This is a genomic window from Ruegeria sp. H9, assembly GCF_056532915.1.
Genome location: NZ_JBQFNX010000005.1, coordinates 80264 through 104267, shown reverse-complemented (window position 1 = coordinate 104267; position 24004 = coordinate 80264). Strand labels below are relative to the sequence as shown.

Annotated in this window: 22 protein-coding genes; 16 read left to right on the top strand and 6 right to left on the bottom strand. The window is 59.2% G+C overall.

Annotated elements, in window-relative coordinates; all coding sequences use genetic code 11:
- Nucleotides 1-5: 5 nt before the first annotated feature.
- The 5 genes from ACR0CZ_RS18190 to ACR0CZ_RS18170 are packed head-to-tail and all read right to left on the bottom strand — an operon-like array spanning nucleotide 6 to nucleotide 5131.
- On the bottom strand, nucleotides 6-554 hold the full coding sequence (locus ACR0CZ_RS18190; RefSeq protein WP_480537227.1) for a cytochrome c oxidase subunit 3: 549 nt from the start codon (nucleotides 552-554) through the stop codon (nucleotides 6-8).
- Nucleotides 551-2473, bottom strand: a complete 1923-nt coding sequence (locus ACR0CZ_RS18185; protein ID WP_170466512.1) for a nitric oxide reductase D protein — start codon at nucleotides 2471-2473, stop codon at nucleotides 551-553. The genes ACR0CZ_RS18190 and ACR0CZ_RS18185 overlap by 4 nt, the downstream gene beginning before the upstream one ends.
- 9 nt (nucleotides 2474-2482) lie before the next feature.
- Nucleotides 2483-3292, bottom strand: a complete 810-nt coding sequence (locus ACR0CZ_RS18180; protein WP_170398158.1) for a CbbQ/NirQ/NorQ/GpvN family protein — start codon at nucleotides 3290-3292, stop codon at nucleotides 2483-2485.
- Nucleotides 3293-3297: 5 nt separating this feature from the next.
- Complete coding sequence (locus tag ACR0CZ_RS18175; RefSeq protein WP_170398155.1) at nucleotides 3298-4665, bottom strand: cbb3-type cytochrome c oxidase subunit I; 1368 nt, start codon at nucleotides 4663-4665, stop codon at nucleotides 3298-3300.
- A 16-nt stretch (nucleotides 4666-4681) separates the two neighbouring features.
- Nucleotides 4682-5131, bottom strand: coding sequence for a c-type cytochrome (locus ACR0CZ_RS18170; RefSeq protein WP_170398152.1), 450 nt, complete (start codon nucleotides 5129-5131; stop codon nucleotides 4682-4684).
- Between the two features lie 272 nt (nucleotides 5132-5403).
- Here ACR0CZ_RS18170 and ACR0CZ_RS18165 point away from each other — a divergent pair, with 272 nt between their 5' ends.
- The gene (locus tag ACR0CZ_RS18165; RefSeq protein WP_480503897.1) at nucleotides 5404-6516 is read left to right on the top strand and encodes a Hint domain-containing protein; all 1113 of its coding nucleotides are present in this window, start codon (nucleotides 5404-5406) and stop codon (nucleotides 6514-6516) included.
- 15 nt (nucleotides 6517-6531) lie between these two features.
- Here the strand turns inward: ACR0CZ_RS18165 and ACR0CZ_RS18160 are convergent, their stop codons facing one another.
- Complete coding sequence (locus ACR0CZ_RS18160) at nucleotides 6532-7722, bottom strand: NnrS family protein (RefSeq protein WP_170398149.1); 1191 nt, start codon at nucleotides 7720-7722, stop codon at nucleotides 6532-6534.
- A 242-nt stretch (nucleotides 7723-7964) separates the two neighbouring features.
- Here ACR0CZ_RS18160 and ACR0CZ_RS18155 point away from each other — a divergent pair, with 242 nt between their 5' ends.
- The 15 genes from ACR0CZ_RS18155 (at nucleotide 7965) to nosZ (ending at nucleotide 24004) form a co-directional block, all read left to right on the top strand.
- Nucleotides 7965-9641, top strand: coding sequence for a cytochrome D1 domain-containing protein (locus tag ACR0CZ_RS18155; protein WP_170398146.1), 1677 nt, complete (start codon nucleotides 7965-7967; stop codon nucleotides 9639-9641).
- 125 nt (nucleotides 9642-9766) lie between these two features.
- The gene (locus tag ACR0CZ_RS18150) at nucleotides 9767-11551 is read left to right on the top strand and encodes a NapC/NirT family cytochrome c (protein WP_170398143.1); all 1785 of its coding nucleotides are present in this window, start codon (nucleotides 9767-9769) and stop codon (nucleotides 11549-11551) included.
- 54 nt (nucleotides 11552-11605) lie between these two features.
- Nucleotides 11606-12007 carry a plastocyanin/azurin family copper-binding protein gene (locus ACR0CZ_RS18145; RefSeq protein WP_170398140.1) on the top strand — a complete coding sequence of 134 codons (402 nt, stop codon included), beginning with the start codon at nucleotides 11606-11608 and terminating at the stop codon, nucleotides 12005-12007.
- A gap of 189 nt (nucleotides 12008-12196) precedes the next feature.
- Nucleotides 12197-12958, top strand: coding sequence for a uroporphyrinogen-III C-methyltransferase (gene cobA, locus ACR0CZ_RS18140; RefSeq protein WP_170398137.1), 762 nt, complete (start codon nucleotides 12197-12199; stop codon nucleotides 12956-12958).
- Nucleotides 12951-13322: a c-type cytochrome gene (locus ACR0CZ_RS18135; protein WP_480459890.1), complete on the top strand. Its 372-nt coding sequence runs from the start codon at nucleotides 12951-12953 to the stop codon at nucleotides 13320-13322. The genes cobA and ACR0CZ_RS18135 overlap by 8 nt, the downstream gene beginning before the upstream one ends.
- The gene (locus tag ACR0CZ_RS18130) at nucleotides 13319-14464 is read left to right on the top strand and encodes a cytochrome D1 domain-containing protein (RefSeq protein WP_170398133.1); all 1146 of its coding nucleotides are present in this window, start codon (nucleotides 13319-13321) and stop codon (nucleotides 14462-14464) included. The genes ACR0CZ_RS18135 and ACR0CZ_RS18130 overlap by 4 nt, the downstream gene beginning before the upstream one ends.
- Before the next feature lies 1 nt (nucleotide 14465).
- On the top strand, nucleotides 14466-15455 hold the full coding sequence (gene ahbB / locus ACR0CZ_RS18125) for a siroheme decarboxylase subunit beta (protein ID WP_170398130.1): 990 nt from the start codon (nucleotides 14466-14468) through the stop codon (nucleotides 15453-15455).
- A complete protein-coding gene (locus ACR0CZ_RS18120; protein WP_170398127.1) occupies nucleotides 15452-15901 on the top strand; it encodes an AsnC family transcriptional regulator in 450 nt (149 codons plus the stop codon). Before ahbB (ACR0CZ_RS18125) ends, ACR0CZ_RS18120 begins: the two co-directional genes overlap by 4 nt.
- Nucleotides 15898-16380 carry a siroheme decarboxylase subunit beta gene (ahbB, locus tag ACR0CZ_RS18115; protein ID WP_170398124.1) on the top strand — a complete coding sequence of 161 codons (483 nt, stop codon included), beginning with the start codon at nucleotides 15898-15900 and terminating at the stop codon, nucleotides 16378-16380. Before ACR0CZ_RS18120 ends, ahbB (ACR0CZ_RS18115) begins: the two co-directional genes overlap by 4 nt.
- A 3-nt stretch (nucleotides 16381-16383) precedes the next feature.
- Nucleotides 16384-17598, top strand: coding sequence for a heme d1 biosynthesis radical SAM protein NirJ (gene nirJ, locus ACR0CZ_RS18110; RefSeq protein WP_170398121.1), 1215 nt, complete (start codon nucleotides 16384-16386; stop codon nucleotides 17596-17598).
- Nucleotides 17573-19126: a nitrite reductase gene (locus ACR0CZ_RS18105; protein WP_170398118.1), complete on the top strand. Its 1554-nt coding sequence runs from the start codon at nucleotides 17573-17575 to the stop codon at nucleotides 19124-19126. The genes nirJ and ACR0CZ_RS18105 overlap by 26 nt, the downstream gene beginning before the upstream one ends.
- Complete coding sequence (locus ACR0CZ_RS18100; protein ID WP_170398115.1) at nucleotides 19083-19346, top strand: hypothetical protein; 264 nt, start codon at nucleotides 19083-19085, stop codon at nucleotides 19344-19346. Before ACR0CZ_RS18105 ends, ACR0CZ_RS18100 begins: the two co-directional genes overlap by 44 nt.
- Nucleotides 19347-19448: 102 nt before the next feature.
- Nucleotides 19449-19913, top strand: a complete 465-nt coding sequence (locus ACR0CZ_RS18095; RefSeq protein ID WP_170398112.1) for a DUF2946 family protein — start codon at nucleotides 19449-19451, stop codon at nucleotides 19911-19913.
- Between the two features lie 17 nt (nucleotides 19914-19930).
- Nucleotides 19931-22081 carry a 4Fe-4S binding protein gene (locus ACR0CZ_RS18090; protein WP_480503915.1) on the top strand — a complete coding sequence of 717 codons (2151 nt, stop codon included), beginning with the start codon at nucleotides 19931-19933 and terminating at the stop codon, nucleotides 22079-22081.
- Between the two features lie 15 nt (nucleotides 22082-22096).
- The gene (gene nosZ, locus ACR0CZ_RS18085) at nucleotides 22097-24004 is read left to right on the top strand and encodes a TAT-dependent nitrous-oxide reductase (protein ID WP_170398107.1); all 1908 of its coding nucleotides are present in this window, start codon (nucleotides 22097-22099) and stop codon (nucleotides 24002-24004) included.

The window sequence follows — 24004 nt, the reverse complement described above, 5'->3', positions numbered from 1 at the left end:
CCGTATTATCCCAACAGGTAGATCACGGGGAAAAGCAGGATCCAGACCAGATCGACCATGTGCCAGAACTGCGCACCTGCCTCAATGTTGCGTGGATCGTCACGCCAGGTGACCAGCAGCAGGATACCGACCCCTGCCAACACATGTGCGGCGTGAAACCCGGTCAGCAGATAATAGAACAGGAAAAATGGGTGGGTCTCATAGGTGATCCCCTGTTCGGCTTTGCCCGCGTATTCCGCACCTTTGATGATCAGGAACACGACACCCAGCACGGCGGCAGTGATCAAGGCCATTCGAGCCACGCCCCGGCGCGCGATTTTTCGCCACTGCAGCGCCTGCGCCGCCAGATAGCCCGAAGTGACCAGCACCACCGTGTTTAGCGCTGCCCCTGTCCGGTAAAGGTGCGATTGAGCCTCGGCAAATCCTGTCGGGTCGGTCAGGCGCACGCCCATAAAGGCAATCAGGCCCGCGCCGAAAACCAGCAATTCCGAGATGATCAGAACCCACATCAGCAGCTCGCCCGGAAGCTCATCGATCAAAGAGGCGTCGCTCATGCTCCAACCAGTTGGCGGTAGATCTGAGGCAGGGCCATGATCAGCCGGTGCGGGTCGGGGATGACGGCGAAGCCGCCTTGACCGAACATGCGCGGGAACCAGCTTTTGCCGGTTTTGTCGATGGTAACGCCAAAGACCGATTGCCCTGCCCTACGCGCCTCGCGCACGGCCATGCAGGTGTCTTCGATACCGTGGCGACCCTCGTAATGGTCCAGGTCGTTGGGTTTGCCGTCAGTGATGATCAATAGCAACCGGCGTTTGCGCGATTGGCTGGCCAGATCGGCGGAACAATGGCGGATTGCGGCGCCGAGGCGGGTATAGTGGCCGGGGCGCAGCGAGGCTATGCGCTGTTCCACCAAACCACCCATCGGCTCGTCGAAGCGTTTGCAGCGCTGCACGTAAACCCGCTGGCGTTTCAGCGAACTGAAGGCGTGGATGGCGAAATCGTCGCCGCAGGCGTTCAGACCCCAGGCGAGTGCCGCAAGAGCCTCGCGTTCAATGTCGATCACGGCGCGGCCTGTGACGGCGCTTTCGGTCGAGCGGCTGACATCCAGCAGGATAGACACCGCCAGATCGCGCGCCTCGGGGCGCGATTGCATCCAAATGCGTTCGGTGCCTTCGCCATTGGTACAACGGTCTACCTGCGCCCGAACGGCTGCCTCGATATCCAATTGGTCACCATCCAGATGACCGCGCGTCATCACGCGGCCCGGGCGCAGCGCCTCGAACTGGCGTTTCACGGCGCGGATGCGGCGGGCAGTGGCGGGGTCTTTGCCGAACTCGGCGGCATCTTCGCGAATCTCGGCGTCCGAGGTCAGAACGTTGACATGATCGGGCAAGTATTGGCCGGTGCGCACGTCCCATTCGGGATACAGAACCCGTCCCGACAGGCGTTCGCGGTTCACGTCCTCCGGAGCGAGGTCCAGATGAAGTTTCAGTTTGGTCGGCGGCGCCTTCGAGATCTGACCCAAGCCAATCTCTTCCTGATCATCGGCGGCTTTCTTGGCGTTATCAGGATCGTCATCGTCGATGCGCCGGTTGATGTTCAGGAACTCGGCCCAACTGAGGATCGCTTCGAACTTGTGCAGGATGAAACTGTCGCTGCGGTTGGCCTGATCCGATTTGCGGCGGCGGGCACGGTGAGTTTTTTCGCCGGATTCCTCAGGTGGTCCTTCGGTTTCGGGGTTCTCCACTTCGTTATGTTCGGAGAACCCGACCGGGCGCAACTCGGGCCACAGCGGGACAGGCCGGAAATGCTGATAGCCGCGCGGGGCGGTGAGGTCGTCATCCAACGCTAGAAGATGTTCAGCCTTTGGCGACAAAGGCGCGGGGTCGCCAAGCATGTGGCGGGCCAGTTCTTCAACCGCTGCCTCGACGGGTGGCAGCCCGGAAATGTCGCGTTGATACAGCACGCCCTTACACAGTTCCGCATATAGCGGGCGCAGGCCGGGGGCGTTGTGCAACGCCGCCTTGACCATCTGTCGGGCGGCAACAAGCGCATGCAGGTCGGCGCGCAACGGGTCGTCTTCGTCGCTACGAGTTCCGGCATGTGCAGCGGCGGCGGCCAGCCAGACATAAAGCGCACCGTTGGCTTCACGCGCGGGAAACACCGCTAGCCGATCCGGCAAACGCAGAACTTCGCCATCGAACGACGCACGCGGCATTAGCTCGGCCTCGGTTGCCAGACGACGACGCCACCCCAGACGGTGGCGCGAAATCTCGGGCGAGACCGGGCGCAATTCTACGCCCGGACTACCCCCAAGTCCTCGAAAGAGGACTGCCAGCCGCCCTGCGACCTCTGAGAGGTCGACCGCGGCTCCATCATGCACTTCAGGTGCATCAAGGCGACTGGCAAGGGTGTGCCACAGTTTCCCGATCGTTTCTTCGGGTTCCCATGGCTCAAAATCGATCCTGACCATCGGCCGGCCTCACCCAAAGACAGCCGTGACAAGATCGAGGAGCCCGCGTTTGATATCCTCATCATCAGTCAGAGGTTCGATCATTGCGGCGAGGATGGCGCGGTCGGTGGACATGCCCTGTGCGATCAGCGTCGCGGCATAAACGACCAGCCGGGTGGACACGCCTTCCTCAAGGTCCTGACCCTTAAGCCCGCGCAACTTACCTGCAAGGCGTACCAGCGGTTTACAGCGTTCAAGCGGCAGACCGCTTTCTTGCGCGACGACTTCGGCCTCCATCTCGGGCGAAGGAAAGTCGAATTCCAGCGAGATGAACCGCTGCCTGGTCGAGGGTTTCAGGGTTTTCAGGATATTCTGGTATCCGGGGTTGTACGAGGCCACCAGCATGAAGCCGGGCGCGGCCTCAAGCTCTTCGCCGGTGCGGTCGATCGGCAGGATGCGCCGGTCATCGGTCAGCGGGTGCAGCACAACGGTGACGTCCTTGCGGGCTTCGACCACCTCATCAAGGTAGCAGATCGCGCCTTCGCGCACCGCACGAGTCAGAGGGCCGTCAACCCAGACGGTTTCGCCGCCCTTCAACAGGTAGCGACCGATCAGGTCGGCGGCGGCGAGGTCATCGTGGCAGGCTACGGTGTAAAGCGGGCGGCCAAGCTTGGCGGCCATGTGGGCCACAAAGCGGGTCTTGCCGCAACCTGTTGGGCCTTTCAGCAAGACCGGCAGGTCGTTGTTGTAGGCGGCGGTGAACACATCGCATTCATCGCTTTGGGCGAGGTAGAAGGGGGCGTTCGCCGCCCCCTCATTCAGTTTCATGGAGCCATCCATATCCATTACTCCGCAGGGGTTTCAGAGGCACCGGGTTCAATCACCTCTTTCCGGGGCACCCAGATCGAGTAGATGAACAGCAGCGCACCAAGGACCACGACCACACCAGAGCCAAGACGCATCCAGTAGAAGATCGCAATCTGGTCCTGCACGTCCATGAAGTAGTCACCGACCACACGTTGCATGTGAGTCTGCACGGTACCACCGAAGGTCAGGACGAAGGTCATGAAGACCATGCCGCTGGTCATAAGCCAGAACGAGCCCATGTTCAGAACCTGATTGTAGGGATCACGGTTCTTCAGGATCGGCATCGCATAGCTGAAGATCGCCAGGTTGAGGCAGACATAAGCACCGTAGAAAGCCAGGTGACCGTGGGCTGCGGTGATCTGCGTGCCATGGGTATAGTAGTTCACCCCGTGCAGCGTGTGCAGGAAGCCCCAGACACCGGCACCGAAGAAGGCAAGCGTTGCACAGCCCAGTGACCACAGCAGAGCAGCCTTGTTAGGGTGGTCACGACGGCCCTTCCAGACCATGACGAAGGCAAAGGCCATCATCGCGAAGAACGGGATCACCTCGAGGCTTGAGAAGATCGAACCGATCCACTGCCAATAGCCGGGTGTACCGATCCAATAGTAGTGGTGACCTGTCCCAAGGATGCCCGAGAACAGCGCGGCGGCGACGATGACATAGAGCCATTTCTCGACCACCTCACGGTCAACGCCCGTTAGCTTCAGCATCAGGTAGGCCAGGATCGAGGCCATGATCAGCTCCCATACGCCTTCGACCCATAGGTGGACGACATACCACCAGTATTGCTTGTCGAGCGACAGGTTGCCCGGGTTGTAGAAAGCAAACAGGAACAGCAGCGCCAGACCCCAGAGGCCCAGAACAAGGATGCTCGATATTGCCGTCTTCTTGCCCTTCAGAACGGTCAGTGACACGTTGTAAAGGAACATCAGCGCGGCCACGACGATGCCCGCCTTGACCCATTTGGGTTGTTCAAGGAACTCGCGCCCCTCTTTGCCCAGCAGCCAGTTGCCTTCGAACAGGTTGAAGACATAGGTCACGACCACGCCCAGCGTGCCAACCACAAGAATGATCAACTGCAGATAGGCCAGCTTGGTCGAATGAATCTCGCGCTCGGTCTCTTCGGGGATCAGGAAGTAGGCCGCACCGAAGAAGCCCAGCAGTAGCCAGACGATCAGAGAGTTGGTGTGCAGCATCCGTACGATATTGAACGGCAGAAGCTCACTCAGGAAGTTCGGGAATACATAGATGAAACCGGCCAGCAGGCCGCCGATTACCTGTACCGCGAACAGGGCCATCGCTACTGCGAAGTAGGCGTAGGCGATTTTTTGGGATTCGTATTTCATTGCTCCGTTCCCTTTCTCAGCCTGCCTCGTTGGGCGGCCAGCCCTGCGCATCGATGTTGTCCGTCCAGATCAAGAAGTTGGTCAGATCGCGGATCTCTTCGTCGCTGAGGTTGAAATTGGGCATCTGCCGACGACCGGGAATGCCGGTCGGCTGCGCCTCCATCCAGCCCTTGAGCGCTTCAAAGGCCGATTCCGGGTCGTCCAGCACACCCCAGCGGGTCATCACATTCCCGACTTCCGGCGCGTAGTAGGCGCCCTCGCCCAGGATCGTGTGACAGTTGATGCAGGCATGTTTTTCCCAGACATGTTTGCCCCGAACCACACTGTCATCAAGCTTCGCCGAATTCTCGGAGTTGACGATGTACCAGTGCGAGTGGGCCGACAGGGCCAGGAAGATGAGGATGAAGAACAGTGACCCGCCATAGAATATGTTGCGAGCCATGCTCTTTGTCATGACTTCTCGCATTGCGCTCTCCTTTGCGCAGATTAGCTAGTCTGATGACAATGGCGGGTGGGTCGCAGGGCTGCCTTAACGAAAGTCAAGCATGCCAAAGTAAGCGCGGAATTGGACACCAGTGATCATAATTGCGCCAGTATCACTAAAATGCCCTCAGATTGCCTTGAAAAATAGTACTTAGAACAGCATGTTTCCGGACGTTCGAACAGTTGAAGCGAGCGTTCTCGATTTATTGGTGAATAGAGGTGCGTAGATGGCACCTGAAGCGTGGTGGTTAAAGAATGGCGAACTACTCATACATCGGGTACGCACCCGGCGTTATTACGGTGAATACAATTGGGCCTGATACGATCACCCTGGACGCAAGCTATGACCCCGCGACGGACCGAAGGGTATTCAATGTTGAGGACGAGGCCGGTGGTTTCATTCGAAATGGGTTTGGCCCGCCAGTTCCCGATACCGGGGATGTTTTCAACGGCGACAGATTCAACAACGAAAATGGCGACGACGATACACAGACCGGAACGGTAACAAACCTTGATGGTTCGACAACGTTTCTGAGCGGCGACATCTATCTGGAAGAATCCTACATTCTGACGAATCCCGGCGGTGGGACAATCACTGTGTACCTTGTCGAGGTTGAAGGAACCAACGCTGGCTACATAACCTCTGAGCCCCTAGATCCCGGGGTGACGTATTCGATGAGCGTCGTCAACGTTACACCGAGCAACGCACCGGACACGACTGACCCCGGTTCCATCGTTGATGTTCCTTGTTTCTCAGCCGGAACGCTTATCGCGACACCTGATGGTGATGTCGCGATAGAAACGCTTTCCGCTGGTGACATGGTTGTCACCTTGGATCATGGGCCACAACCAATTCGCTGGATCGGCGCGCGCGCTCTGGATAGGTCTGAATTTGCGCTCAATCCCAAGCTGCGCCCGATCCGAATCACAGCGGGCAGCCTGGGAAGCAACCTGCCGCGACGTGATCTGTTGGTCTCACCGCAGCATCGCATGTTGATCCGTTCGAGTATCGCCGTTCGCATGTTCGACAGCGAAGAGGTTCTGGTCCCAGCCCATAAGCTGGTCGGCATACCCGGCATAACCGTCGACGAGACATCTCAGGGCGTGGTGTATTTCCATATTCTGTTCGACCGGCATGAGATCGTGCTGGCGGAAGGCGCGCCGTCAGAAAGCCTATTCACAGGCAAGCAAGCCTTGAAAGGAATACAGCCCGAGGCGCTGGCCGAAATTGTTGCGCTCTTCCCAGAGTTAGCTTTGCCAGACCATCAACCAATCGCAGCCCGCCAGATTCCAAAACGCGGAAGACAAATCCATACTTTGCTGCAACGACATATTAAGAATGACAGGGCGTTGCTCCGACCTTCTTGATCTAAGAACCGTTGCTCAGGCCGCTAGACGTGGCCCGGTCAACGCGGGCCACATCGCCACCAGATACAAGACGATGGCGCATATCCACAGCCCATCTGAGGCCAGCATCGCAACCAGATATCCCTGGCCAAACGCCGACCCGACCCAGCGCAAAACTGCGGCTGCCGCCATCAAACCGTAAGCGATCGCCATGGGTGGCGGGGCCACGAGGGCACGGCCACTATGGCCGAGGGCGGCCCGACTCATCACGGCAAGGGTCATGCCGCCGACGCAACCAATGCCCAGAACATGCAGCGCCCCGATCTCGCTGCCGAACCCCTGCACAGCCAGCCCCCACAGGATCAGGCCCAGCGCCAGCATGCCCAGCCCCAGATGCAACGCGATCAGGATCGGCTGCCGCAGTGCCCAGCGTGCGCGCCAACGTGCCATGCGCAGGATCTGAGCAACGCCAAGCATTAGCGCGATAGCGCCTGATACAGGTGCGATTCCAAAGACGAGCACGCTCAGCGGCAGTGACAGTGCAAGCCCCATGGCGGCTTTATCAAACGCTCCTACCGAAATAGGCCAGTTGGATTCGGGCTCTCCCGCGCGTTTCATCGCATTTCGGGTGAAAGCTGGCGTAATGCGCCCGCCAAGTATCGCGATTAGGCTACAGAGCGTCAGCAACCCCGCCCGCAATCCGATGTCCAGCGTATCGCTGGTCACACCGATCCACTCTAAATGGGTTAACAAGTTGGCAATCCAGATCGCACTGAGCAGCAAAAGGAATACCATGTTCTGCGGTTTGGGGCGTCGGATCAGCTGAGTAGCAATCTTTGCCGCCAGAATTGGAACAAAGACCAGATCGAACACAGCGACCAGAACCGGCGGCAGCGCACCGGAGAACCACATCGCTACCCGCCCGGCCAACCAGAGACCTGCGGCCAGCATGATGAACCTGGCGCGCGCCTCTGGGGTCCCGGTCCAGTTGGGAACAGCCGTCAGAAAGAACCCGCCCAGAGCTGCTGTGGCATAGCCAAAGATCATCTCATGCGCGTGCCACATTGGGGGACTCATGGAATAGGTTGGGTCTTCGTATCCGACCAACCCGGTCTGCGTCATCAACCAAAAACCCCACGCGCCTCCCGCGAACAGACCAAAAAGTCCGGCGGACAGGAAAAAGATGCGAAACCCCTCGCCCAATACGCGCGCGATCACTGCCGACATGCCTGTTCTCCTCGGCCTCAATGGCTGTTGGAACAGGTTTAGCAAGGCCGACCAGTGATGGACTTAACCGAAATCAAGCATCCGAAAAACATGTCCCTGAAACTCAGGTTTTCCCTTTGTTTTATGGCTCATTATAGCCCGTCAATTTCCAATTTGCGCGCGCTCCGTTGACTTTCGTCAAGGATGACAAACGCGTGATGTTTCACCCTAGGACCTGCCTCACCAGCAAATGGAGAGTGATCATGTCACTTGGAATCAGCTACAACAGAACTGGCCGCGCCTTAGGGGTCGGTTTGGCAATGTTGCTGGGCAGCGTCGCTGCGCCAGTCTTTGCCGAAGAGCCAACCCTGAGCAAGGAAGCCTTTGAATCATCAAAACAACTTTACTTTGAACGCTGCGCCGGTTGTCACGGTGTGTTGCGCAAAGGGGCAACCGGCAAAAGCCTTGAGCCGCTGGTTGAAACGAAGAATGACGATGGTACCGTAACCGAGTCGGGCACCCTGAAACTGGGGCAGGAGCGGCTGGAAAAAATCATCGCATGGGGCACCGAAGGCGGGATGAACAACTTCTCGGACGTGATGTCCGAAGAAGAAATCCGCGATATGGCGACCTACATCCAGATGGAGCCACCCCAACCGCCAGAAATGTCGCTTGAGCAGATGATGGCGACGCGCAAAGTCTATGTCGAACCTGAAGATTACCCGACCGAGCCGCTGCATGGCCGCAACTGGGAAAACTTCTTCGTGGTCATCGAACGTGACGTGGGCAAGGTGGCCGTGATTGACGGTGACACCAAGGAAGTGCTGGCGCATATCCCGACCGGTTATGCGGTGCACGTTCTGAAAGCCTCGGAACACCACAAATTGGAAGAACCGGAAAACCCGGGCCGCTTCTGGTACACCATGGGCCGCGACGGGAAGATGACCAAGATCGACCTGTGGCAGAACCCCGAGAACATGCTGGTTGCCGAGGTTACCATTGGTTATGACGCTCGCGACGTGGCGGTATCGGGTGACGGTAAATACGTCATCGGTGGCGCCTATTGGCCCCCTCATTTCGCCATCGTCGACGCCGAAACCATGGAGCCGAAAAAGGTTGTCTCGACCCGTGGCTACAACGTGGACGGGGATTATGTGGAAGAGGCCCGCGTGGCCGCCATCTACACCACCCCGAACGAGCCCACGTGGATCGTGGCCGTCAAGGAACTCGGTCAGCTGTGGCAGGTGGACTACTCCGATCTGGACAACCTGCGTATCGACAAGATCGACAGCGCAAAGTTCCTGCATGACGGGTTCTTTGATCCGACCGGCCGTTATTTCCAGATCGCCGCAAACGCGTCGAACAAGATGGTCGTGGTCGATACCGAGACTCACAAGCTGGAAGCTATGATCGATACCGCGCCGCTGCCGCACCCCGGCCCGGGCGCCAACTGGGATGACCCGAATTGCGGTCCTGTTGCCGGTACGACCCACTTGGGCGAAGGCACGGTTACCGTTTGGGGCAACGACCCCGAAGGCCGCCCGGACGATGCCTGGAAGGTCTGCTATGAGGTGGAAACCGACGGACCCGGTCTGTTCATCCGGACCCATCCGAACTCGGACTACATCTGGGCCGACCAGACCAAGCACCCCGAGCCTGAGATCCAGCAATCGGTGCAGGTCATCGACAAGGCAACCGGTGAGATCGTGAAAACGATCCAGATCACAGAAGAGGAAGGCAACGTCGCCGTTCACTTCGAGTTCAACCAAGACGGATCCGAGGTTTGGGTGTCCAAGTGGAACCGCTCGACCTCGAAAGAGCCAAATGGAGAGATCGTGATCTTCGACGCCAAGACGCTGGAAGAGATCGGCCGCGTGAAGGGACTGTTTGCACCCACCGGCAAGTTCAATGTCTACAACCGTTCGAACCACGTCACCTGACGGGTTTTGTACTCAGCACCGGAAAGGGCGGGCCCCTCGCCCGCCCTTTCCTCGTTTGACTCATCAGCCAAATCCACAGGCCTGACATCCAGGGCCAGAAAAAGAAGCCAAAACGGAGACCGGATATGACCTCCGAACCGGAAAAGAAAAAACCAATCTGGCGCCGGTATTTCCTGTGGGGAATGCCCGTGGCCGGGATCGCTGCGGCCTTTGCCGCCGGCATCATCTTCTGGGGCGGGTTCAACACCGCTATGGAAGCTACCAACACCAAGGAATTCTGCGTCTCGTGCCACGAGATGCGAGATTTCGTTTACGAAGAATACACCGGCACAATCCACGACGTGAACCGTTCGGGCGTAGGCGCGGTCTGTTCCGACTGTCACGTGCCCAAGGATTGGACTCACAAGATCATCCGCAAGATCAAGGCGTCCAAAGAACTGTATGGCAAGGTGGTCGGCACCATCAACACCCGCGAAAAGTTTGAAGCCAAGCGCGTACATCTGGCTATGAACGAATGGGAGCGGATGAAATCCACGGACTCGCGCGAGTGCCGCAACTGCCATGACTTCGAGTCGATGATGCCCGAGTTCCAGAAACCCCGCGCCCGTCAGCAGCACCTGAACGCGATGACCGTCGGACAGACCTGTATTGACTGCCACAAGGGGATTGCGCACTCGGACGCCCGCGACCGGGCCGACGAAGAGTATCTGGAAAAGCTTGAAGCGCCGAACCCAGATTTCATTCGCGAAATCCCCGCCGAATATCTGGCCAGTCTCGAGCGGATCGAAGCCAAAGAAGCCGCCGATGCCGAGGCTGAGAAAGCCGCGCGTGTAGCCCAGCAAGAGGCTGTTCAGGCCCAGATCGCAGCAGCGGTTGACGCAGCCGTCGCGGAAGAGCGTGCCAAAGCTTCTGGCGAAGATGCCGCAGCCCCGGCAGGTGGCGGCAGCGATGTTGGCACAAATATCGATTGGGCCGCTGTCCCCGGTGCAGATATGAAACTGTTCTATCCCGGTCAGGCCTCGTTTGAATGGGTTCAGAACGGCAGATCCCACGGCGGAGCACGTCCTTTGACCAAGGGCGGAGACAAGTGCACCACCTGTCACGCTGCCGAACTGGACGCGATCGGCAACAAGATCGTGGCCGGTGGGGATCTGGAACCAACCCCGATCCCGGGCAAACGTGGTGTGATCGATGCGACCGTGCAAGCCGCTCATGATGATGAGACCCTGTATATCCGTCTGCAATGGCCGGATGCGGGCCACAACCCCGCCCCCTTTGTCGATGGCGGCAAGATGGACCCGGACAACCAGATCAAGGTGGCCATGATGATCACCGGCACTGGGATTGAGCTGGGCGATCAGGTCGGCTGCTGGGCCTCGTGCCATGCAGACAACAGCTACATGCCCTTTGACCCGGGTGCCGAGGCGATTGCCGCAAATGGCGATGTCTCGGGTCGGCTGAGCACGCAGGACACTGTGACCAAATACATCAGCGAAAGCCGCACCGAGGTCGAGATCAAAGGCCGCCGCGGTAAGGCGCTGGGTGGCTGGGACAAGCTGCAGGCCGCCGATCAGATCGAGCAGTATCTGGCCGATGGCACCTATCTGGATCTGATGCGCGTCTACGCGGACGGTAGCGCCACCAACGGCTATCTGCTGGAACAGCGCGTGGTCAATGACGGTGAGATCGCCGCCTCGGCCAGCCTTGATGCAGGTATGTGGACCGTGGTCTTCACCCGCCCATTGAACTCGGGCGCAGCCGGTGACGTGCCGCTGGAGGCCGGTCAGACCTATACGGTGGGCTTTGCCATCCACGATGACTTTGCCGCCGCACGGTTCCACCACGTGACGCTGGATACCAGCCTGGCATTGGACGACGACAACGCCTTTATCAACGTCGTCAAACAATAAGGAAGAAGGACCGGGCGATCCGGTCCCTTCCGCTCAAAAGAGGAGACTTGGACAATGAAACCCCAACACCTTCTCCCTGCGCTGCTGCTTCTGGCCGCGCCCGCATGGGCAGAGGACACCGCCGCGCTGTGTGCCGAAGCCGAAGAGCGCTATGTCGAGCTGTTCGGTCAGCCCTCCTCCGCCGTTGAGGGTGCCGATGTGGTGCTGATGTACAAATACACGTTCTGCCCAGCCGAGCTAACCGTGAAACCGGGCACAACCGTGCGCTGGGTGAATGTCGATAAGCGCACCAGTCACTCGGTCCTGCTGAAAGACGGCAGCGAGCCCGAAAGCGACCGTCTGTTTCCTGAGGAGACGGTTGACCTGACCTTCCTCACCCCGGGTCCACAGGACTATCTGTGTGGCCCACATTGGGAGACACAGAACATGATCGGCATGATCACCGTCGAACCCTGAGCCGAGGCAATCATACAGGCAAGCCGAAAGGAGCGCGGGGCAATTCCCGCGCTCCTTAACTTTAGTCAAGGAGGTTCCTTTCAGATTACGCCAGTCTGGCCGCATGACACGCCCGGCTCACCCAGCAACGTCCCCTGATCGCGCAGGAATTCCGGGCTCCGAAGACATTCAGACCAAGCGAGTTTGCACATGAGCGGTAAGGTTTTTCTGATTGGCGCAGGCCCCGGTGACCCCGAACTGATGACCCTGCGCGCGCTGCGGATGCTGCAAGAGGCGGACGTGGTGGTCTATGACCGTCTGGTCTCGGCCGATATCCTCAATCTGCACGCTGATGGCGCACGGCTGATCCCGGTTGGGAAGGCCCCCAAGTGTCATACCGTGCCGCAGGATCGCATCAACGAAATCCTCGTCGAGGAAGCCAGCGCCGGTCACACCGTTGCTCGCCTCAAGGGGGGTGACCCGATGATCTTCGGACGCGGCTCGGAAGAGGCCGCGCACCTGATGGCAAACGGAATCCCAGTCGAATACGCGCCAGGCATTACCGCAGCGCAGGGGGCATCCTGTTCGACAGGCGTGCCGCTGACCCATCGCGGGTTGGCGACATCGGTGCAATATGTCACCGGGCACCGACAGGCCGACAAGGTGCTGGATCTGGATTGGAAACGTCTGGCCGACCCGGACTCGACCTTAGTCGTCTATATGGGCGTCGCCAATATCGGCCAGATCGCCATGGGACTGATGACTGAGAACCTGCCCGGCTCAACTCCGGTTTTGGCGGTAGGCAAAGCGACCACACCTGATGAGCGCCGGATGGTATCCCGGCTGGATCGGCTGGCCTCTGATGTGCGCAAGGCCGGGCTAAAGGCGCCCACGCTGTTCATCATCGGCAAGGTAGTTTCACTTTATGCAGAACGGCCTGTGGCCGACCTTTTGGAGCAGGCGCATGGCTAAGTTCGGTTCCAGAAGGCCGGCACAGCAACCGGCTGTGAGAGGACGCAAAGGATGGGCAGCACGTGCTGTTCTCACTTCCGCAGTGCTTGTTGCCACCACGGCCTTCGCCGCCGACACTCTTGACCCCAACGCACTGAAGCGTCTTGTCCATCAGGACTGCGGCTCTTGCCACGGGCTGTCGCTGAAAGGTGGTCTCGGCCCTGATCTGAGATCCGAGACTCTGGAGCACTACGACGCGGACGTTCTGACCGGCGTGATCCTCGACGGCATCCCCGACACCGCGATGCCCCCATGGCGGCCTCTGATCAGCGAAGAAGAGGCCGAATGGATCGCCCGTTACCTGCTGGCACAGGAGGCACAATGAAACAGCTCATCCTTACCCTCGCCGCCACTTTGCTCATGACCACCGCCCAGGCTGAACCCACGGCGACCGGCGACCTAGGACTTGTGATCGAACGCGCCAAGGGCTCGGTTCTTCTGGTGGACCAATCCGACCGCGCCGCGCTGGCCCGGATCGAAGGGTTGGGCGATCTGTCCCATGCCTCGCTGGTCTATTCACCCGATGAACGCTTTGCCTATGTTTTTGGGCGTGACGGCGGCCTGACCAAGGTGGATATCGTCACCCGCCAGATCGTGAACCGGGTCGTGCAGGCGGGCAACGCCATTGGCGGTGCCATTTCGGATGACGGCGAGCTGGTCGCTGTATCGAATTATGAACCTGGCGGTGTACGCGTCTTCGATGCGGACACGCTAGAGATGGTCGCGGACATTCCTACCGACAGCAAAACCATCGGATTGGTCGATGCACCCGGCCGCCGGTTCGTGTTCACCATGTGGGACACGGGCGAGACCTGGATTGCTGATTTCTCCAACGGCGCACCCGCGATCACCAAGATCCCCGACATGGGCAAGAATCCTTACGACGCGCTGATCACCGCAAATGGCCGCACCTATATCACCGGCTTGTTTGGCGAGGATGGCCTGACCGCGCTGGACCTTTGGGCCGAGACGCCCGAACCCATCCGCGTGCTGCCCAACTATGGGCGCGGGCAAGAGGAGATGCCGGTCTACAAGATGCCTCACCTCGAAGGCTGGGCGCTGACGGGGCGCGAATTTGTGCTGCCTGCCGTCGGCCATCACGAGGTTCTGTGGATCGACGCCGACACTCTGACCGAGACCGGACGTACGCAGACCCATGGTCAGCCGGTCTTTGCCATGGCCCGTCCTGACGGGCGGCAGGTTTGGGTAAACTTTGCCCACCCTTTGAACGACACCATTCAGGTTATTGATTCTGTGACCAAGGAGATCATTCACGAATTCAAACCCGGCCCTGCCGTACTGCATATGGAGTTCACTCCGCGAGGGCATGAGGTCTGGATCAGCGTGCGCGACGCCAACAAGGTTATGGTCTACGACACGCAAACGTTTGAAAAACTGCGCGAGATCGACGCCGACAGCCCATCCGGCATTTTCTTCACCGCCCGTGCGCACAGAATGGGGCTTTGACATGCAACACATCACCGATCCCATCGACCGCCGTTTGCTGGACGAGTTTCAGCGCGACTTTCCGATAACAGAGCGTCCGTTTCAGGTGTTGGCGTCTTTGCTAGGGCTGGACGAAGCCGAGGTGATTGATCGCCTTACTCGCATGCAGGCCACCGGGCGGATTACACGCGTGGGTGCCACCATCGCTCCGGGCGCGGTTTCGGCCAGCACCTTGGCCGCTGTTGCGGCCCCCGAACATCGGTTGGAAGAGATTGCAGCCCTGATCGACGCCGAACCGGGCGTGAACCACAACTACCAGCGGGAGGATGACTGGAACCTCTGGTTCGTCGCAACCGGCCCGGATCGCACCCATGTCGATGACACCCTTGCACGGATATCGCAGCGTTCCGGACTGCGGGTTCTGGACCTGCGCCTCGTACGTCCATTCAACGTCGATTTGGGCTTTCGTATGTCGGGAAAAACACGCAATGTTCCTGGCCTTCGTAAGGTGGATCGCTCAGCCATGCAGCCCGGAGATCGCGAGTTGCTGCAGGCGCTCAGCTCGGGCCTGACCCTGACAGAGATTCCTTATGCCGCATTGGCACAAACGCTGGGCAGAGATGATTCCGACGTAATGGGGCGTATCGAAGCGCTGCAAACAGCAGGCATAATCTCTCGTCTCGGGGTTATCGTGCGCCACCGGGCGCTCGGCTGGTCAGCCAATGCGATGGTTGTTTGGGACATGCCGCCCGAACAGGTGGACACGGCTGGACCGGCGCTGGCGGCCTATCCCGGCGTGACGCTGTGCTATGAGCGCAACCCGGTCAAGGATGTCTGGCCCTATCGCCTCTATTCCATGATCCATGCACGCTCGCGCCCCGAAGCGATGGAGGTTCTGGCCGCAGCCGCCGCTCTGCCCGAACTGGCAGGCGCACGGAACAAAGTGCTGTTTTCGACCCGTTGTTTCAAACAGACCGGCGCGTTGATCCAACCGAAAGAGGCAGCAGCATGACTATGGACGCGACCGACCGCGTAATCCTGAACCGGATGCAGGATGACCTGCCGCTGACCGCGCATCCCTTTGCCAGTGTAGCCCAGGAACTTGGGATTCCCGAAGACGAACTCCTAACCCGTCTCGCACGAATGAAAGAGCAGCGGATCATCACACGTTTCGGCCCGTTTTTCGACGCCGCTGCAATGGGTGGAGCGTTCTGCCTGTGCGCCATGGCCGTGCCAGAGGATGAATTCGAAACCGTCCTGACCAAAGTCAATGCGCACGCCGAGGTTGCCCATAATTATAAGCGTACGCACCGGCTGAACATGTGGTTCGTGCTGGCCACCGAAACGCCTGAGGGGATCGAGGCCGCCGCTGATGCGATCGAACGGGAAACGGGGATCGAAGTTCTCCGTTTCCCCAAACTACAGGAATTTTTCATCGGCTTCCGGGTGGCAGCATGATCGACGTTCAGGACAGAGAGATTATCGAAGCGCTGCAAAGCGGTCTGCCGCTTGTGCCTGCGCCTTACGCAGCCGTTGCCGAAAAGCTTGGGTTGGACGAGGATGCCCTTTTGTATCGTCTGGCAGAGCTGAAATCCCATGGTGTTATCCGCCGCATCGCCGCCGCTCCGAACCACTACAAGCTGGGGATGACGGCAAACGGGATGACTGTTTGGGATGTAGACGACAGCCAGATTGCGGAATTGGGCACGCAGATCGGGGCGCTGCCCTTTGTCACCCACTGCTACGAACGTCCCCGCGCCCTGCCCGATTGGCCATATAACCTGTTCGCCATGGTCCACGGTTCTGACCGGGACGAGGTCGAGGAAAAACGCGCCGAGATCACCGCCATTCTGGGCGAGGCCTGCCGGGCCAAGGACATCCTTTATTCCACGCGCATCCTGAAGAAGACAGGGCTGCGGTTGAAAAAGAAAGGCTGAGACATGTTCCGCCTGACTGAATACATGCAGCAGCTCGTCAAACCGACACCGGTGCGCAGACGCCGTCCCGGCCCGGTGAAACCGGTGGTGATCTGGAACCTGACACGGCGCTGCAACCTGAAATGCCGCCATTGCTATACCGTCTCGGCGGATGTGGCGTTCCCGGGTGAGCTCAGCCATGAGCAAGCCATGGTAACCCTTGAGGATCTGGGCCAGTTTCGCGTCCCGGCCCTGATCCTCTCGGGTGGGGAACCACTGGACCGGTTCGATTTCTTCGACATCGCCAAACGCGCCCGCGATCTGGTGCCGATGCTGGCACTGTCGACCAACGGCACACGGATTTACGACGAAACTGCCGACATGATTGCCGAAGTGGGCTTCAACTATGTCGGCATCTCGCTGGACGGAATCGGGGCCACGAATGACTGGTTCCGCGGGGTCGAAGGCGCCTTTGCCGACGCCCTGCGCGGTGTGCGCGAATGCAAGAAACGCGGCATCAAGGTGGGTCTGCGGTTTTGCCTTACAGAAGGCACGCAACATCACCTGCCTGACCTGCTGCAGCTTTGCGATGATGAGGGAGTCGACAAGTTCTATCTGTCGCACCTCGTCTATGCCGGGCGCGGCGACAAAAACCGAGGCGAAGATGCCGAGCACCTGCGCACCCGTAAGGGTCTGGACCTGCTGCTGGAACGTGCGTGGGAAGCTGCGTCTGGCGGTCGTCCTCTGGATATCGTGACTGGCAATAACGACGCCGATGCGGGGTATTTTCTGAACTGGGTCCGGGCGCATTTCGACGATGACAAAGCCGCCCATGTGCGGGAACATCTGGCCGCATGGGGCGGAAACTCCAGCGGGCTGGGTGTGGCCAATATCGACAATCTGGGACGCGTGCATCCCGACACTTATTGGTCCGATTACACTGTTGGCAATGTGAAGACCAAATCGTTTTCGGAACTCTGGACCAGCGATGACCCGATGCTCGCCATGCTGCGCACCCGTCCGCGTCCTTTGAAGGGGCGTTGCGGGGCCTGTCAGTTAAAGGATGTCTGCGGCGGCAACACCCGCATCCGTGCCCTGCAACTGACCGGCGACCCGTGGGCCGAGGACCCGGCCTGCTATCTATCAAACGAAGAAATCGGCGTGCAGGGCGCAGGCGAGCGTCTGCAGGTCACGCCGTTCCGAGGGAAAAGCCATGATCCGGCGCATCAATTCTTTTGACACCTTGAAAATCGGCACATTCTGCTCGCTGCTGCTGACCGGCGCAGCTTGGGCTGATGCACCTTCGGATTATGCTGAATTCTGTGCTTCATGCCATGGTGAAAACCGTCTGGGTGGGGTCGGTCCGGCGCTGATCCCCGAGACGTTGAAACGGATGCGTGGGCCACGCGTGGCGGCAGTGATTGCCGAAGGGCGTACGGCCACCCAGATGCCTGCGTTTTCGCACGAGTTGGACGCGTTGCAGATCGAGGAACTGGCGGGATGGTTGAAATCTCCGCTGGAGACCGATCCCGAATGGGGTGAGGCCGATATCATGGCCAGTCGGACTCTGGATGATGAGTACGTATCGGTTGACGCGCCTGTCTGGGACAGCGACCCGATGAACATAACGCTGGTGGTGGAAACAGGCGATCATCATGTCAGTGTGCTGGACGGCGATACGTTCGAGGTTCTGGATCGGTTCGAAACCCCGTTCGCCGTGCATGGTGGGCCGAAGTTCAGCCCCGATGGGCGCTATGTCTTCATCATGTCGCGCGATGGCTGGGTGCAGAAATATGATATCTGGGCGCTGAAACAGGTGGGCCGCGTGCGTGCGGGGTTGAACAGCCGCAACATCGCCATGTCGGGTGACGGCAAATGGGTGGCAGTAGCGAACTATTTACCTAACTCACTAACCCTGCTGTCGACAGAGGACTTGTCGGTCGCGAAAGTCATTGAAGTCAAAAGCAAAAAGGGCGTTCCCAGCCGTGTTTCCGCCGTTTATCAGGCACCACCGCGCGAAAGCTTTGTTCTGGCGCTGAAGGATGTCCCCGAGATTTGGGAGGTGTTCTACGGGGCCAACCCGCCGCAATCCGGTATTGGCCACGATTTCCGCATTGAGGGGCAGTTCAAGAATCCTGACCCGTTCCCCGTGCGCAAGATCACCACGCCTGATTATCTGGACGATTTCTTTTTCGATCAGAGTTATGAATACGTTATGGGCGCCTCGCGTGATGGCAAGGGCGGGCAGGTGATTGATCTGGTGATCGGTCATAAGATCGCAGATCTGGACCTGCCGGGGATGCCTCACTTAGGTTCGGGGATCACCTGGCAGCAGGGCGACACCACCGTGATGGCTACGCCGCATCTGACCGATGGCACGGTCTCGGTGATTGACATGGGAACATGGGAAACCGTCAAGCGGATCAAAACCGAAGGGCCAGGATTTTTCATGCGCAGCCATGAGAACTCGCCTTACGTCTGGGCCGATGTGTTCTTTGGCCCGAACAAGGATGCCATACACGTGATCGACAAGCAAAGCCTTGAAATCGTGAAAACTTTGCGCCCCGCCCCAGGCAAGACCGTGGCGCATGTAGAATTCACCAAGGATGGTAGTCACGCGCTGGTTTCGATTTGGGAAGATGACGGCGCGGTGATCGTCTATGACGCGCAAACGCTGGAAGAGGTCCGCCGCCTGCCGATGCGCAAACCGTCTGGGAAGTACAATGTCTGGAACAAAATCACCTTCTCGGAAGGCACCAGCCACTGAAGGCAAATGGCCGGTCTGGAAGCTGGCCATCCTGCTTTATCCTGCCACGGCTCTGACCGTGGCCATCAACCTGTTTCTGGCTGGGCTGATCCTGCACAGCGCGGGGTTTGGTGCCATTGAACCAGTACCTGCGATCTTATGGTCCATCCCCTTGGGCGTGCCCGCCTCATGGCTGGCAGGGCGCTGGGTGCGTGGCCTGATGGATGAGGCAGACGATTGATTTGAAAAGAAAATCAGAAATTTGCTTCACCTAACCTAAGTCAAGTCGCGACTCGGTAGAATCCAATACCCCAAAGGCATAGCTTTCCGAGTCGGAGACTCCATGCCTGCCCTGATCCCTCTGCACAATCTCCCTGTACGCGCAACTCGCGCGGCATGTGGGTTGGCAGGCATATTCCTTCTGTTGTTGCAGGCCTTTGGACCGGTGCTGGCGAGTCCCGGTGAAAGTGTCTGGATGGAGATCTGCTCGGAAGGCGGCGCGGTCTGGGTTGAAGTTGATCTTGAGGAGGACACCGAAGACCCGACCGCGTACTGCCCAAAATGCGCCGATTGCGCGCTGTGCGCTGTCACCAGTGCAGCGCCCGCACCCGAGCTGGTGCAGATACCGCAAATCGGAAACTTCCGTGTTGTACAGCTTCAGAACAGCAAATCTTCCATGTTGTACAAGTCGCATAAGCTGTGGCCCGAAACCCGGGGACCTCCGCGCCCGACCCAAGAAACTGCTGAACGCACCCTGCGCGCGTCCATGGCGTCCACCCTAAGTATCGGAGGTGCGCCGTGGTCGTAAGTCGCGCAATCCACATAATGCTGGCCCTTGCCCTGTCCTGCCTGATGGCGATCAGTGCCCATGCCGACAGCCTCGCCAGCTTCCTGCCCGAGATTGAACCCGCCGATCTGGCCCCCGGTGCTGATGCCATTGGGCCGGTCCGCGATGACGTTCCGGTTGCACCCGTTCTGAAGGCCGGCGAGACCGTTGCCTGGGCCTTCCTAACCTCTGACTTCGTTGGCACCACCGGCTATTCCGGCAAACCGATCCATGTGGTCGCCGCCATCGATGATCAAGCGGTGCTAACCGGTGTGCAACTGGTCAAACACTCGGAGCCCATCGTTCTGATTGGCATCCCCAACGCGCGCATGGTTGAGCTGACCGAAGGCTATGCCGGTCTGGACTTGAAGATTGAGGCTGAAACCGGCGGTGAGGGGCATGACCTCGATATCATCTCGGGGGCCACCGTCACGATCATGGTGATTGATGACAGTCTTGTGCGCGGCGGCATCAAGGTGGCGCGGGCGCTGGGGTTGGGCGGTTTGTCTCCGCTGCAGGCCGATGGGCCGAAACGCGAAGTCGATCTGGCGCAGGATGCGGTATACGACTGGACCACCCTGTCCGGCAACGGCTCGGTCCGGCGACTAACGCTGGATATCGGGCAGGTCAACGCTGCGTTCGAAGCCACCGGAGATCAGCGCGCCATCAAACGCCCTGAACCCGGCGAACCAGATGACACCTATATTGATATGCATATGGCGTTGGTATCCGTGCCGTCGATCGGCAAGTCGCTGCTGGGTGAGGCCGAATATCAAAACATGGTCGACTGGCTGGACGAAGGCGAGCAGGCCATTCTGGTGCTGGGGCGTGGGGCCTACAGCTTCAAGGGCTCGGGCTATGTCCGGGGCGGGATTTTCGACCGGATTCAGTTGATCCAAGGCGACAATTCGGTGCGATTCTTCGACAAGCAGCAGCGCCGGTTGGGCAAGGTTGCGGCACCCGATGCCCCAAGCTTTACGGAATTGGACATCTTCAAGATCCCCGCTGAGGCCGAGTTTGATCCGGCCGAGCCCTTCCGCCTGCAACTGTTGGCGCAGCGGGCTGTGGGCGCGGTTGAGAAGACCTTTCTGACCTTCGATCTGGGCTACAAACTGCCCGAGCAGTATCTGCTGCCCATTACGGCCCCTGTAGTCGTCGATGACGCCACCGGCGAGGCAGCAGCCAAGGCCGCGCTTTGGAAACGCATCTGGAAGGATCGCACGGTTGAGATCGGGGTGCTGGGCGTCATGCTTTTGGTGCTGACAGCGACATTCTTCTTCCAGTTCCACGCCACCATGAACGCCCGCGTCTTCTATTGGTTCCGCATCGGATACCTGACCATGACGCTGTTCTTCATCGGCTGGTACGCCAATGCGCAGCTGAGCGTCGTGAACTTGATGGCGCTGGCAGGCAGTCTGCGCACCGGCTTCTCTTGGGATGCCTTCTTGCTGGACCCGTTGGTCTTCATCCAATGGTTCGCTGTCGCTGCCGCGCTGCTGTTCTGGGGTCGGGGTGCTTATTGCGGCTGGCTGTGCCCGTTTGGCGCGCTGCAGGAACTGACCAACAAGATCGCGCGGGCCTTCAAGGTGCCGCAGTGGACACTGCCCTGGGGCCTGAATGAGCGGCTCTGGCCCGCGAAATACATGATCTTCCTTGTGTTGTTCGGGATCAGTTTTGTCTCGATCCCGCTGGCTGAAACCTATGCCGAGGTCGAGCCGTTCAAGACCGCGATTATTCTGAAATTCATGCGCGACTGGCCCTTCGTGGTCTTTGCGCTGACCCTGCTGGGGATCGGTCTGTTCATCGAACGGTTCTATTGCCGCTATCTCTGCCCCTTGGGTGGTGCGCTGGCGATCCCTGCCCGTATCCGCATGTTCGACTGGCTGCGCCGCTACAAGGATTGCGGCACCCCCTGTCAGACCTGCGCCAACGAATGCCCCGTTCAGGCGATCCACCCCACCGGTGAGATCAATCCGAACGAGTGCGTCACCTGCCTGCATTGTCAGGTGCTCTACCAGTCCGAGGACAAATGTCCCGTCGTTATCCGCCAGTTGAAACGGCGGGCCAAGACAGGGTCGGTTCAACCGAAAACCCCCCTCGGACAACCACCGGCGAACCATCCGAACGCCAAACCGCAAACCGTTTCCTAAAAAGGAGGAACGATCATGTCGGAACACGATAAGAAACTGAACGTCACACGCCGCGGACTGCTGGGTGCATCTGCAACCGGCGCCGTGTTGGCCGGGACCGGTCTGGGCAGCACCCTGATGACCGCGAAAGAGGCCAGCGCCGCCGCCAATGCCGCGCTGGAGCCCGGCGAGTTGGACGAATATTACGGCTTCTGGTCCTCGGGTCAGACCGGCGAGGTGCGTATCCTCGGCGTGCCGTCGATGCGCGAGTTGATGCGCATTCCGGTATTCAACCGCTGCTCGGCCACCGGCTGGGGCCAGACCAACGAGTCGCTGAAGATCCTGACCGAAGGGCTGCTGCCCGAGACCAAGCAGTACCTGGCCGCCAATGGCAAAGTCACCTACGACAATGGCGACCTGCACCACCCGCACATGTCCTTCACCGATGGCACCTATGATGGCCGCTATCTGTTCATGAATGACAAGGCCAACACGCGCGTCGCGCGCATCCGCTGCGACGTGATGAAATGCGACAAGATCATCGAAATCCCGAACGCGCATGACATCCACGGTCTGCGTCCGCAGAAATACCCGCGCACCGGTTACATTTTCGCCAATGGCGAACACGAGGCCCCGCTGGTCAATGATGGTGAGATCCTCGACGATCCGTCGCAATACGTGAACATCTTCACCGCCATTGATGGTGATACGATGGAGATCGCATGGCAGGTGATGGTGTCGGGCAACCTCGACAACACTGACTGCGACTATCAGGGCAAATACGCATTCTCGACCTCGTATAACTCGGAAATGGGTATGAACCTAGCCGAGATGACCGAGAATGAGCTGGACCACGTGGTCGTGTTCAACCTGAAAGGCATCGAAGACGCGATTGCCGCCGGGAACTATCAGGAACTGAACGGCGTCAAGGTCGTGGACGGGCGCAAAGAGGCCGGTGGCAACCTGACGCGGTATATTCCGATCCCGAATTCGCCGCATGGTGTGAACGCAGCGCCCGACAAGAAACACATCATGATCAACGGCAAGCTGTCCCCGACCGTATCCGTGATCGATGTGGAAAAGGTCGATGCGCTGTTTGCCGACAATGCCGATCCACGCTCGGCCATCGTGGCGGAACCGCAGCTGGGTCTTGGCCCGCTTCACACCGCGTTTGATGGCAAAGGCAACGCCTACACCACCCTGTTCCTGGACAGCCAGGTGGTGAAGTGGGACATCGCCAAGGCCATCGAAGCCTACGGTGGTGCGGATGTTGATCCAATCCTCGACAAAGTGGATGTGCATTATCAGCCGGGCCACAATTCGACCTCGATGGGCGAAACGGCTGAGGCTGATGGCAAGTGGCTGATTTCGATGAACAAGTTCTCGAAAGACCGCTTCCTGAACGTCGGGCCACTGAAGCCGGAAAACGAGCAGTTGATCGATATCTCGGGTGATAAGATGAAGGTGGTCCATGACGGCCCGACCTTCGCGGAACCGCATGACTCGATCCTCGTGCACCGGTCCAAGGTGAACCCGGTCAATGTCTGGGATCGCAACGACCCGATGTGGGAAGATGCCCGCAAACAGGCCGAGGCTGATGGTGTCGATCTGGAAGAGGGTGCCGAGGAGCCGATCCGCGATGGCAACAAGGTGCGGGTCTACATGACCTCGACCGCGCCTGTGTTCAGCCTTGAGAAGTTCACCGTCAAACAGGGTGACGAGGTCACGTTGTATGTCACCAACCTGGATGACGTGGATGACGTGACCCACGGGTTGTGTCTGTCGAACTTCGGCATCGCGATGGAGGTTGCGCCGCAGGCCACCGCCTCGGTCACCTTCATTGCCGACCGTCCGGGCGTGCATTGGTTCTATTGCCAGTGGTTCTGCCACGCGCTGCACATGGAGATGCGTGGCCGGATGTTCGTTGAGCCGCGGAGCGCGTAA